Genomic DNA, 12,460 nt, shown 5'->3' with positions numbered 1-12,460 from the left:
TCAGCTTTTTATTTGCTCCTCTGTAATTCCGGCTGCCTTTCCTTCACGGCTGGAGTCAGCCGCACCATATAGACGGCCCTTCTCCCGGTCAATCTGAATGGCCTGAACATTCCCGATTCGGCTTGGCTTGTCTCCAAATTCAAATCCGCTTGACTCCATTTCGCCTTTGGATTCCATGCTTATTCCCGGCTCCCATTCAATAAGCGGGCCTGTTGTGGCAAAGATCCGGGGCTCTTCAATGGCTTCCTTTAGATTCATTTTATGGTCAATGATATTCACGATCGTCTGAAAAACCGAGCCAATAATGGTCGGTCCGCCTGGAGAACCAAGAGTTAGAACGGGCTGGTCATCCTTAAATAAGATCGTCGGGCTTTTGCAGCTGACCGGCCTTTTGTCCGGTTTTGGTTCATTGATTCCGCCAGGGTTGGCATCAAAGTCTGTAAGTTCATTGTTTAATAAAAATCCGTAGCCCTTTACTATAATCCCTGACCCAAATGGATGCTCAACGGTTGATGTACATGCGGCAATATTGCCCCATTGGTCAATAACCGTGAAATGAGTTGTTTCACTTTTCTCTAAGTCATCCGGCTGGCGAATAATCTGCTTTGGTTCGCCCCCTTGATATTTCCAGGGGTTTCCAAAATCTATTGCATCATTTCTCCTTTTAAAATTTATAGCCTTTACCCTTTCAGCAATATAATCATCATGTAGCAGGCCTTCAATAGGGAGATCAGAAAATTCCGGATCCCCTGAATAGGCAACTTTGTCCGCAAAAGCCAAACGCATAGCTTCGGTTATCAGATAATACTTTTCCCAGGACTTTGCGTCATATTGGCTTAAATCAAACTTCTCCAGCATTTTAAGAATTTGGATAACGGTTACCCCGCCTGCACTGGGAGGAGCGGACGAAGCGATCTTATAGCCTTTATACTCGCCCCATATCGGCTCATCAATGGTAAGCCGGTAATTTTTCAGGTCCTCCAGCGTCATAAAGCCGCCTTCTCCTTTTAACGTTTCTACGATGGCTTCAGCTATCTCTCCTTCATAAAAGGAGGCTATTCCTTCTTTTTGCAGGATCCTGAATGTCTTGGCTAAATGATCCTTGACAAGTCTGTCACCTTCCTTTAGAGATTTGCCTTCCGGAAAATAAAAAGCTTTGGCTTCTTCACCCAGCCTGTAATGAAAGTTCTGAAGAGCTTCCTCCATTACCCAGTTCACTTCAATGCCGCTTTCTGCGGCTTCTATTGCCGGCTGAATCAGATCGGCTAATGACTTTGAACCGTGATCCTTTACAGCTGAATCCATAGCTTTTAATATTCCCGGGATTCCTACTGCTGTTCCATGCGTAGAGCGTTTGCGAAAATCGATTACTTCCCCATTGTCATCGAGGAACATTTCCGGATGCACACCTTTTGGCGCCCTTGTGTGTCCATCATATATTTTTACATCTTTCTTTTTATTGTCGTAAACCATTAAAAATCCGCTTCCGCCAATGCCTGTCATCATTGGTTCTACTACATTTAATGCAAATTGGATGGCAGCTGCAGCATCTACTGCATTGCCGCCCTCCCGCAGTATTTTTTCACCTATATCTGTGGCAACTGAATGAGGACTGACTACCATCCCTGCAGTTCCAACAGCTGTTTCTCTTTCGTAAGATTGTTTTTCCATATCCTTTGATAATGATTTCCCTCGTCTATAACCCATAAATGTAACCTCCAAAAAATGTCCTATACCTATAGTTAAGGGTTACCCCCTCCATGTATATATAAAACAACCATCATTAGGAAACAGAACCAATAAAAAATCCTCCACTCATAAGAGCAGAGGAAATTTTATATTATTAATTAAAGGTTATTGCTGTTCTTTTGAGTCTCAGGACTATAGGTGACAGCACTTTCGCCACGATCTACCGGGAAAGCAGTTTCTGAACTGCTCACTGAACTTGCTGCCTGGTTGTTCGAGCCAGTGGAATTTCCACCGTTCTCAACAGGGCTTTCCATTAATTCTGAACCTGCTTCCTTTACTTTTGACCCGATATCAGCCAGCTCGCTTTTTGCTTCCTTTGCTGTTGACATGGCTTCATTAGACACTTCTTTTACCATATCCATGTTGCCGAAAACATCTTCGTTGACACGCTGGTACAAACTCTGGGCATCTTTTATGGCCTCTTTAAGAGTATTGGAAGCACTCTTAAACTGGTTAATCATATTATCCTTTACATCACCAGGATTTTCTTTCACTTCAGAAATAAGATTTGCAGAAGAATCCTTTAGATCCATCGCTTTCGTTTTTACTTTTGTTCTTGTTGTACTATCCAGCATTGCTAAAGCCCCGCCAATAATACCGCCAATGACAATCCCTTTCATCAGCTTGCTGTTTGATCCGTTATCATGGTCATAATTCATATCCTGTCCATAATCTGATCTTAAAGCAGTTGTTGTGTTTGTTGTATTATAAGTGTTATTCTGTTCCATGTTAAATCCTCCTCTTAAGTTAAAAAGTGTTTCGCGTTTGTTATTGAGTTAATTCCCGCATGAGGAGAAATTAAACGTATTTATATCATTTTTAGTCCAAACTATCGATTGACATGGGATATGAAAGATTAAATAATGACAAAGGACTTAGATTTAAAAGGAGATACATATGAAAACACAACTTTCACCTATCACACCGGAAAATGATCCATGGGAAGCTTATTCCGATATCGATCAGCACGGAAAATTGGTGCTTTCAAATATTGAATTCACAACCACTGTATTATGCAACATGCGCTGTGAACACTGCGCTGTCGGCTATACACTTCAGCCCAGGGATCCCGATGCCCTGCCCATTGATTTGATGCTTAAGAGGCTGGATGAAGTTTCTCATTTAAGCTCACTGAGCATTACCGGCGGGGAGCCGATGCTTTCAAAAAAATCGGTTAAAAATTATGTTGCGCCGCTGCTTCGCTATGCGCACGAAAGAGGGGTCAGAACACAGATTAATTCTAATCTGACACTGGAGTTAGCCCGTTATGAAGAAATCATTCCATATTTGGATGTCCTTCATATTTCTCATAACTGGGGAACTGAGGAGGACTTTATCGAAGGCGGCTTTGCGATGATGGAGCGAAAGCCGACGATAGAGCAGCGTCAGCGGCTCTTTTACAGGATGATTGAAAACAGCAGGGAGCTCGTGAAAGCGGGGGTAATGGTTTCTGCTGAAACAATGCTCAACAAACGGACATTGCCTTATCTTGAAAAAATTCATAAACAGATTATAGAAGAAATGAACTGTCAGCGCCATGAGGTCCATCCAATGTATCCATCAGACTTCGCCTCATCATTAGAAACTTTAACTCTTGAAGAAATGAGATCAGCCATCCATCATCTGCTGGATATCCGGGATGAGAATACATGGATGCTGTTTGGCACCCTGCCCTTTTATGCCTGCAGCAGCAATAAAGAAGACCTGGATCTTTTAAGAAGACTGCATTCATCAAATAATGTAACCGTCCGGAATGACCCTGACGGAAGATCACGGCTGAATATAAATATTTTCACCGGCGATGTCATTGTCACTGACTTTGGCGATACTCCGCCGCTGGGAAATATCCAAACCGATCAGCTTGAGGATATTTATCAAAAGTGGAGCAAAACAGAACTCGCTGATTCTCTGAACTGTCATTGTGCGGGGGTTAGATGCCTTGGCCCTAACGTTCTGGTAAAGAACAGCTACTATAAAGAAACAGATTTCAAAACAAGACGTTCGAATATCTAATAGATTAAGCCAGCCTATATGTCAGGCTGGCTTTTTTATTATCTAGGCCTTTCTGAAACAAGAAACCCAAACGTCACATGATCCTGAATCGGAATCCAGGCACCTATTCCCTGTGAAGTGACATTTTTAATGACAATCATTTTCTTGCTGCCTTTCAGCATCAAATACACTTCTCCATACGTTACTTTCCCCTTTTCATTGATTGCGGGAGCATAGCCGTATAGATACCCTAATCTTTTGGGCGGAATGTTATAGATATGATCTTTTTTGGTGCCTGCTCCAACAATCGTTTCAAAAGCAAGAGTCAGACCGGATTTCTCCATTGCTTTGAGAAGCATCATCTTTTTTACATCCTCGGCATTGGGAACCTTGGCAGTCAGACCTCCGCGGACAACCTTTTGGGCTTCCTGAACATAATGAATCTGGTATGGGGCCTTTCCGCCGCGGTTGTCGAAATAATTCGTGTTAATCCTCTGATATTCCCAATTAGGGGAGGTTTCAGCAGACTCATAATTAAGCGGCCACTGACCGAGATAGACGATGGCCCTGTATCCAAGTGCGAACGGAGTGCTGCTCACAGAGGTTTCATTCAGCATCCGAATGAGATCCGGATTTTCGATTTTAACCTTGGATGAATCAATGAGCTGCTGGGTTAATTCACTCGGCTGGAGTGTCGGCATATCCTGAGCCGGATTAGGATACGTATTTTCCTTTGTAACATTCAGCACCGAATTAGGGACAACAATGGCCTTCGGCGGCTGTTTTGCCGATTTCTCAGTCCCTTTCTGCGCTTCTGCGGCCTGATGGAATGACAGTATTAATATTAGACCTAAAAAAAGAATGCTTACGTATTTTTTCATGATGTCTTTCTCCTTTCAAGTCACAATCTTTTTAGGTTGATATTAGTTTTTTCGGAGAAAGTGGATATTATCCGTCCCGTGAAAAATAACGGAGGGATTTGAAGAGGAATCAGCAGCAAAAATATTTCATTTGTAATGATTTTGTAAAAATCTGAATATTTACAAATATCTAATAATGTTTTATAATAGGCTTACTAAACTAAAGGAGGGCAGTGGAAATCAACCCCACTACTATGTAAAAGGAGGAGAATCGTTTTTTTGTTAAGTCTTCTGCAAGTCATGATAATGGTCAAAAATCAGCGTAAAGGTTGGTGATCAATGACTGAAAGCGAACAGAACCATTCTCTGAAAAACATAATCCTTTAAAAAAGTACTTAAATACCCATATAAATAACCGGCCCTGAGATTTTTTCAGAGCCGGTTTTCTGTTTTGTCATGACTATAAAAGATAAAATCCGATTCCCATTATAACGTAAGCTGCCAGCAGAGTGGCGCCTTCGAACCAATTGGTTTCCCCATCATTGCCAATGACAATCATAAGCAGCACCGCTGTCACCATGGCAATTAACTCAGGCAATGTAAAGACAAGAGGCATTGCAGCCGGGAACAGCAATGAAAGCAGTACAAGAACAGGTGCTACAAACATCGCAACCTGCAGCGTGGAACCAACAGCAATTTCAACAGCTATATCCATTTTATTTTTATAAGCCATAATGATGGCAGAGGCATGCTCAGCCGCATTTCCCACGATTGCCACAATGACCACCCCAATAAACAATTCCGTCCAGCCAAACGCTTCTCCAACTTCTTCGAAGGTGTGAACCAGATTCTCTGATACATAAGCAACCGCAATGGTCGAAATGGCAAGTACAGCAATGGCTTTTCCTTTGCTCCACTCCGGAGTTTCCTCCTCATGAGAGCTTCTGTCATCCTCTTTTGATTGATAAACGCCCCGGTGAGTGACCAGTTTGAAGAACAAAGCCGCTAAATAAAGAGCTATTAATATGACAGAGATGCCAATGCTGAAAGTTATCGTTTCAGCTTCATCCATGGTCATTGAAAAAACTTCAGGAATCACAAAAGCCACAATGACGGCAAACATCAGAAGTCCTGAGTTATGACGTGCATCATATACATTAAAGGACTGGGTCTTGTATTTAACTCCTCCAACGAAAAATGAAAGGCCGGCCACTAACAGTAAATTTCCCAATACGGACCCTGTCAGTGAGGCAAGAACAACACTAATCAGGCCGGCCTTTAAAGCAAAAATCGAAATGATCAGTTCAACCGCATTTCCAAAGGTGGCATTCAGCAGCCCTCCAATTCGGGGGCCGGTTACTATGGCAAGGCTTTCTGTCGCCCTTCCCATATAGCTGGCCAATGCGATAATGGTGATGCAGTAGATCACAAACAGCAAAATATTGGACCAGTGCATCAATGTTCCGATGACAGACAGGGGCACACCTGCAAACACCAATACCATGAAAACTTTATTAGTCATATCTTTTTTCTCCTTACGTTTTAATATTTTTAGTATTGCCTGCTCATTCACGCCTATGTGATTATATGCAGTAAGTTTATGTAAAACGTTTCTTTCTCTTTAGCCGATTTCGAAAAAATTCAAACTTGAAGCAGGATTTAGGCATTTTAAAAACAGGGAAGAAATTTAGCTTTTGCTGTCCGAACACAGGGAGGCTTCGGACACAATCCACGGTTTTTCCTCTTCTCTTGTCCGAACTCGGGGCGACTTCAGACACAATTCACGGTTTTTCCTCTTCTCTTGTCTGAACTCGGGACGACTTCGGACACAATTCACGATTTCCCCTCTTTTTCTGTCCGAACATAGAGCGACTTCGGACACAATCCACGGTTTTTCCTCTTCTCCTGTCCGAACATAGGGCAACTTCGGACACAATTCACGATTTCCCCTCTTTTTCTGTCCGAACATAGGGCGACTTCGGACTCAGTCCACGATATTTCTTCTTCTCCTGTCCGAACATGGAGCGGCTTCGGACAGAATTCAAGGTTTTCCCTTTTTTTCTTGTCTGAACTCAGGGAGACCCTAGGCCCAAACCACGACTTTTGCTGTCCGAACTTAACCGCTAATTCAGACATGAAGACAACAAAATACCCCAATCACCAGGCGATTGGGGCTACGATGAAATAAGTTTTTTAAATAATAACTAAAGCTGCTAAGAGAGCAGCCTTCCGGGTTACTTTATAGCTTTTTTTGCTAAGGCCAGAATGGTCATATCATCCATTGGCGGATTATGCAGGCCGGCACGCACATCCCTGTAATATCGCTGCAGAGGATTTTTTGCTGATAAACTGCGGGCACCTGCCACACGCATGGCTAAATCGACTACTGCTATGGCTGCGTTTGTTACAGCCAGCTTGACTGCTCCCAATTCAGGCTGCATCCTGCTTCTGGCTTCATCGTTTGCTTCATCCCATTTCTTTGCAACTGAATAGAGAAAATGGCGTGCTCTCATGAGTTCAAGCTCCATCTCGCCAATTTTTTGCTGAACATTTGGCAAATCAATGATTGCACCACTAATGCTGTTCGGGGAATAATTTTTGGCAAAGGTAATGGCATAATCTTGAGCCGCTTGTGCAATGCCTAAATAACAGGCCGGTATATGGAGAAGCCAGCCAGCCGCTCCTTTTTTTCCAGGCTGAAACAGCTCGACTAGCGCGTCCTGCTTCACTCTTACATTTTTTAAAAGAAGATCATGGCTCCCCGTTCCTCTCATGGCAATGCTGTCCCATGTTTCCTCTATTTCCAAGCCTTCGGAACTTCTCGGAATTAAAAAGTTTCCTATTTCCCCGCTTTCTTCAATCGTGGCGCTCACATTGAAGTAATCAAGCACAGGGGCCATGGTTGTAAAGCTTTTCCGGCCATTAATGATCCAAAAACCCTCTTCTTTTCTGGCAGAGGTAATTGGCTTTCCTCCCCTTGTAGGGCTGCCCGTCTGAGGTTCTGATGCACAGTTATTCATTAAAGCCCCCTTTTTTACTTCTTCACATAAAGCCCTAAATACGGATTCATCCCAGTTGTTTTTCTCGCCCAGGCTTTTGATAATGCCCATATGCCAGCCAATGGATAAGGCTGTGGAGCCATCTCCTTCAGCAATCTTTTCCTGGAGGCGCAGAAATTCAGAAAGGGAGATTTCCTTTCCTCCATATCGTCTGGGGACTGTTAATGATGTATATCCCGATTCTTTAAGTTCTTTTATATTTTCAAAGGGAAAAAGACCCTCTTCATCATTTTTGCCAGCTCTTGATAAAAACGTTTCCGAGAGTTTTTCCATGAGCTGGATTCTTGCTTCGGCTGTATGTAAGTCTTGGAATTTCATTGCGGGGCACCTCACTTCTAATTTTCAATTCTTATTATTTTTATAGGAATTATTATACTATGTTTCAGTTACCCTTCACAAAGATACTTATGAAAAGCTTGCCTATAAAAAAAAGAAAGAGGCATCCTCTTCCTTGTTTGCGTTTTAAATAAGTTCAAATGTCTCTTCTATTTCAATGCTTCCTTCCACTGAGCGCACCATTGAACAATTTTTTCTAGTCAATTCCAATGCTTTGTGAAGTTTCGCTTCATTTAAGTCAGTTCCTTTTATGATGAAATGAATATGTACTTTCTCTACACGATCAGCGACTTCAGGATTTCTTTCCACATTGGTTTTTATTTCGATGTCTTCGAATTCCATGCGCATTTTTTTCATGATTTTCCTCAAAACACCCCCGCTGCACACAGCCAGCGAAGCGACAAGCAGCTGGTACGGTCTGAAGCCATGCTCTTCATCCCCGGCAACATCCAGGCGTCCAAATGGCAAATCGGTATAAAAGCCTACTTCTTCATTCATTTTAAATTCCATGGTATTCGCCCCTTTTTATCTTATTAATATTAGAGATTACACTATTTTATCTACAAACAAAAATATTATGACCAGCAACTTTCTCTTGCCAAGATTCTCTATTCCCGATACCATCATTTAGGAGACATTTATATTTCACGTCAGAAAATGAGGTTTTAATATGAATAAAGAAACAATGCGTTTTTGGATTCTCATCAGCATTGTGGCCATTTCAGGTTTCAGTCAGGGAATGCTGCTTCCTTTAATTGCAATTATTTTTGAAAATGACGGCATTTCCTCCAGCTTGAATGGTTTGAATGCAACAGGTTTATACATTGGGATCCTGCTCATCTCTCCTTTTATGGAATATCCATTGCGCAAATACGGCTACAAGCCTGTTATCATCCTTGGAGGTTTATTAGTGGTGGTATCTCTCATCCTGTTTCCTCTCTGGAAATCATTTTGGTTTTGGTTCATTCTCCGGCTTTTAATCGGAATTGGCGACCATGCCCTGCACTTTGGCACACAAACATGGATTACGTCCTTCTCACCTGAAAACAAGCGCGGCCGGAATATTTCATTATATGGACTTTTCTTCGGGGTGGGTTTTGCAGTAGGTCCATTAATGGCTCCGCTTGTCAAAATTAATGAAACCATGCCGTTTGTCCTTTCTTCCATACTATGTCTAATCGCCTGGCTGTTCTTATTTACATTGAAAAATGACTTCCCTGAACAGGCCATTGAAATCAACTCATTCAGGGAAACAATGAAACGTTTTTCAAAAGCCACAAAATATGGATGGGTTGCCTTCTTGCCTGCACTCGGCTATGGGTTCCTTGAAGCCTCCTTGAACGGCAGCTTCCCTATTTACGGCCTGCGCATAGGACTTGAGGTTTCAAGTGTTTCCCTTCTGCTCACTTCATTTGCAATCGGCGGAATCATATTCCAGCTTCCTTTAGGGATCATGAGTGATAAATTCGGCAGACGCAACGTGTTAATGAGTGTTCTTTTTATCGGGTTTATCAGCTTCATCGCCGCAAGCATGCTCGAAGAATTGGTCTTTGCTCTAACAGTTTGCTTATTCATTGCCGGTATGGCAGTCGGATCAACCTTTTCACTTGGCATAACCTATATGGCAGACTTAATGCCTAAAAACCTGCTTCCAACCGGCAACCTCCTATGCGGAGTAGCATTTAGCATTGGCAGCCTGATTGGCCCCTATTTCGGCGGCCTTTTCATTGAATTATTCAAATCCATAAGCTTCTTCAATATTATCAGTGTCATGCTTTTGATTATCTTTGGTGCAGTCACATTGTTTGGGAATAAACAGCAGGTATTGGAAAAGAGCCAGTCATTCTAAGCATTGTAAAGCAGTTTAATATTAGTGCGGGGTTTTTAAATGCAAATTAAATTACTGAGTTGACTGGAGCGGAAAGCAAGTACCCGCAGCGGAAATCGACGTGCAAAATTCATAAGCTAAATAAATTTATTTAATTTTTATAGAGACCGTTTAACTTTCCTTTTCATAGGCTATATAGTAATATAAGTGTAATAGAATACAATATTTGCATAATGCTAGCTGCATTACCTGATATGACTGGATTTTAACGCTGTCACCTAATTGGTGGCAGCTTTCGTCGTTTTTTAGGGGTATTGAATGTGATTATTCTTCTCAAATAAGACAACTGAAAAAACTTTAAATTCATTTTTAGGAGGACAAACGATGAGTATGGAGGCAAAGGCTCTGCTTAAAAGCAGCACTGCATCTGAAGAAAATCTTTTAGAAAAAATCAAACCGCATGCTGAACTGATTGCCGCTCTTCTAAGCGGTGTATTGATTCTGGCAGGCTGGTTATTAGACCGAAGCAATATGGAGGCTGCATCGATTGCCGCTTACCTGCTTGCTTTCATTATAGGCGGCTTTGCGAAAGCAAAAGAAGGTATTGAAGAGACCATTGAGAATAAAGAACTGAATGTTGAAATGCTGATGATTTTTGCTGCGATCGGGTCAGCCATTATCGGGTATTGGACAGAAGGTGCAATCCTGATATTCATCTTCGCCGTCAGCGGCGCTTTAGAAACATACACCATGAACAAGAGCCATAAAGAAATCTCTTCCCTCATGGAACTTCAGCCGGAAGAAGCCCTGAGGATCATAGATGGGGCCGAGGAACGTGTGCATGTTTCTGAGCTGAAGATTGGGGATTTAATCCTGGTGAAACCAGGTGAACGTGTTCCATCAGATGGAACGATTGTAAAAGGCCATTCATCATTGGACGAGGCAGCCATCACGGGTGAATCACTGCCAGTTTCCAAAGGTGCAGATGACCAGGTATTTGCCGGTACTGTGAATCTGAACGGATCGATTACCGTTGAAATAACAAAACCAAATAATGAAACTCTTTTTCAAAAAATCATTGAGCTGGTCCAATCTGCCCAAAGCGAGAAATCTCCTTCACAGCTTTTCATTGAAAAGTTTGAAGGAACCTATGTCAAAGTGGTTTTGGCTGTTGTCGTTTTAATGATGTTTGCTCCTCACTTTCTTTTAGGATGGAGCTGGACAGAAACCTTTTATCGGGCAATGATTCTGCTTGTCGTCGCTTCACCTTGTGCCCTGGTTGCATCGATCATGCCGGCAACCTTATCCGCTATTTCGAATGGTGCGAAACACGGCATTCTGTTTAAAGGAGGCGTGCACCTCGAAAACTTAAGCCATCTTAAGGCAATCGCCTTTGATAAAACCGGCACCCTGACAAAAGGAAAACCGGAAGTTACCGATGTAATAGTCAAGGATGGTCTTTCCAGGGAAGATCTGCTTTTAAAGGTAGCTTCCATTGAGAGTCATTCAAACCACCCGCTTGCAAATGCCATAGTCAAATATGCTAAAGAAACACTATCAGAATCCCTTGTTCGTCCGGAAAGCATTGAAGATGTTACCGGATTTGGAGTCAAAGCCAAAGTTGATCAAGATGAATGGAAAATCGGCAAAGCCTCTTTTGTCGGTAAAACAGAGGCCAAGGCATTTGCAGAAGCTGCTGCCGATCGAATGGCAAGTGAAGGAAAGACTGTTGTGTTTGTACAGAAAAATGATGAAGTAATCGGCCTTATTTCCCTCAAGGATGTTGTCCGCGAAGAGACGAAGCAGGCAATAGACCTATTGAAGCAGCAAGGGATTTACACCATCATGCTTACTGGAGACAGCCAGACCACGGCCGCAGCGATTGCCAGCGAAAGCCATGTGAATGAGCATATTGCCGAATGCCTGCCTGAAAACAAAGTGGAGCATTTAAAAAAGCTCAAAGAAAAATACAGCAATGTCGCCATGGTCGGTGACGGAATAAACGATGCCCCTGCCCTTGCAACGGCAAATGTCGGAATTGCCATGGGCGAAGGAACGGATGTAGCGCTTGAAACAGCTGATGTTGTCTTAATGAAAAATGACCTGCCAAAAATTGCCGAAGCCATTGAACTTTCAAGCCGAATGAATCGCATTATCAAACAAAATGTCATCTTTTCTATAACGGTCATTATGTTTTTAATTGCATCCAACTTCCTGCAGATACTTGACCTTCCTTATGGAGTAATCGGCCATGAAGGGTCTACCATTTTAGTTATTTTAAATAGCCTGAGGTTATTGAGATCATAAGAAAAAAGCCTGGGAACTCAGTTTCCCAGGCTTTTATTATGTCTGGCGCAAGCAGCCTGCCCCCTCGAGTACACAAACCAATCCTGCCACAAAGGCAAAGGACGCCTTTCAGGCTCGTCTTGTGCTTGGGGCCCCCAGGATGGGGGTCATGCAGACGTTTCCACAGGTCGTGGTGTCCTTAGTCCTGCGGTCCTACGTGATAAGGCGCTTACGCCTTTCTTTTTAATGGTAGCCGTTCTGCCCGTTAGCAGATCCGGATGTTTTTTGTTTAGGTTTATTTTTGCCTTTTTGCTTTGTGCCGCCGTCTTTTTTCGTGTGTTTTGTCATTT

General features: G+C 42.6%; 9 protein-coding genes. 3 read left to right on the top strand and 6 right to left on the bottom strand.

Going from position 1 to position 12,460, the window contains the following annotated elements:
- Both ggt and NR125_RS11600 read right to left on the bottom strand, forming a co-directional pair.
- Positions 1-1,707, bottom strand: a complete 1,707-nt coding sequence (ggt, locus tag NR125_RS11605) for a gamma-glutamyltransferase (protein WP_256815358.1) — start codon at positions 1,705-1,707, stop codon at positions 1-3.
- A 140-nt stretch (positions 1,708-1,847) separates the two neighbouring features.
- Positions 1,848-2,477 carry a hypothetical protein gene (locus NR125_RS11600; RefSeq protein ID WP_071155888.1) on the bottom strand — a complete coding sequence of 210 codons (630 nt, stop codon included), beginning with the start codon at positions 2,475-2,477 and terminating at the stop codon, positions 1,848-1,850.
- Positions 2,478-2,646: 169 nt separating this feature from the next.
- Here NR125_RS11600 and yfkAB point away from each other — a divergent pair, with 169 nt between their 5' ends.
- A complete protein-coding gene (gene yfkAB, locus NR125_RS11595) occupies positions 2,647-3,762 on the top strand; it encodes a radical SAM/CxCxxxxC motif protein YfkAB (RefSeq protein ID WP_071155886.1) in 1,116 nt (371 codons plus the stop codon).
- A gap of 38 nt (positions 3,763-3,800) precedes the next feature.
- Here yfkAB and NR125_RS11590 read toward each other — a convergent pair whose 3' ends face one another.
- The 4 genes from NR125_RS11590 to NR125_RS11575 all read right to left on the bottom strand — a co-directional run bounded on the left by NR125_RS11590 (position 3,801) and on the right by NR125_RS11575 (position 8,506).
- On the bottom strand, positions 3,801-4,622 hold the full coding sequence (locus NR125_RS11590; protein ID WP_071155884.1) for a YfkD famly protein: 822 nt from the start codon (positions 4,620-4,622) through the stop codon (positions 3,801-3,803).
- 439 nt (positions 4,623-5,061) lie between these two features.
- On the bottom strand, positions 5,062-6,123 hold the full coding sequence (gene cax, locus NR125_RS11585) for a calcium/proton exchanger (RefSeq protein WP_071155882.1): 1,062 nt from the start codon (positions 6,121-6,123) through the stop codon (positions 5,062-5,064).
- Positions 6,124-6,835: 712 nt separating this feature from the next.
- Complete coding sequence (locus NR125_RS11580; protein WP_009335735.1) at positions 6,836-7,978, bottom strand: acyl-CoA dehydrogenase family protein; 1,143 nt, start codon at positions 7,976-7,978, stop codon at positions 6,836-6,838.
- Between the two features lie 144 nt (positions 7,979-8,122).
- Complete coding sequence (locus tag NR125_RS11575) at positions 8,123-8,506, bottom strand: OsmC family protein (RefSeq protein WP_071155878.1); 384 nt, start codon at positions 8,504-8,506, stop codon at positions 8,123-8,125.
- 160 nt (positions 8,507-8,666) lie between these two features.
- On the opposite strand from NR125_RS11575, the gene NR125_RS11570 reads away from it, so the two are divergent.
- Both NR125_RS11570 and NR125_RS11565 read left to right on the top strand, forming a co-directional pair.
- Positions 8,667-9,845 carry an MFS transporter gene (locus NR125_RS11570; protein ID WP_009335733.1) on the top strand — a complete coding sequence of 393 codons (1,179 nt, stop codon included), beginning with the start codon at positions 8,667-8,669 and terminating at the stop codon, positions 9,843-9,845.
- A gap of 363 nt (positions 9,846-10,208) precedes the next feature.
- Positions 10,209-12,131, top strand: coding sequence for a heavy metal translocating P-type ATPase (locus NR125_RS11565; protein ID WP_019382406.1), 1,923 nt, complete (start codon positions 10,209-10,211; stop codon positions 12,129-12,131).
- Positions 12,132-12,460: the final 329 nt, after the last annotated feature.

The organism is Cytobacillus sp. Bac17, assembly GCF_024519925.1.
In the GTDB taxonomy this organism is placed as follows: domain Bacteria; phylum Bacillota; class Bacilli; order Bacillales; family Cytobacillaceae; genus Cytobacillus; species Cytobacillus pseudoceanisediminis.
This window is presented reverse-complemented; position numbering and strand designations above follow the sequence as displayed.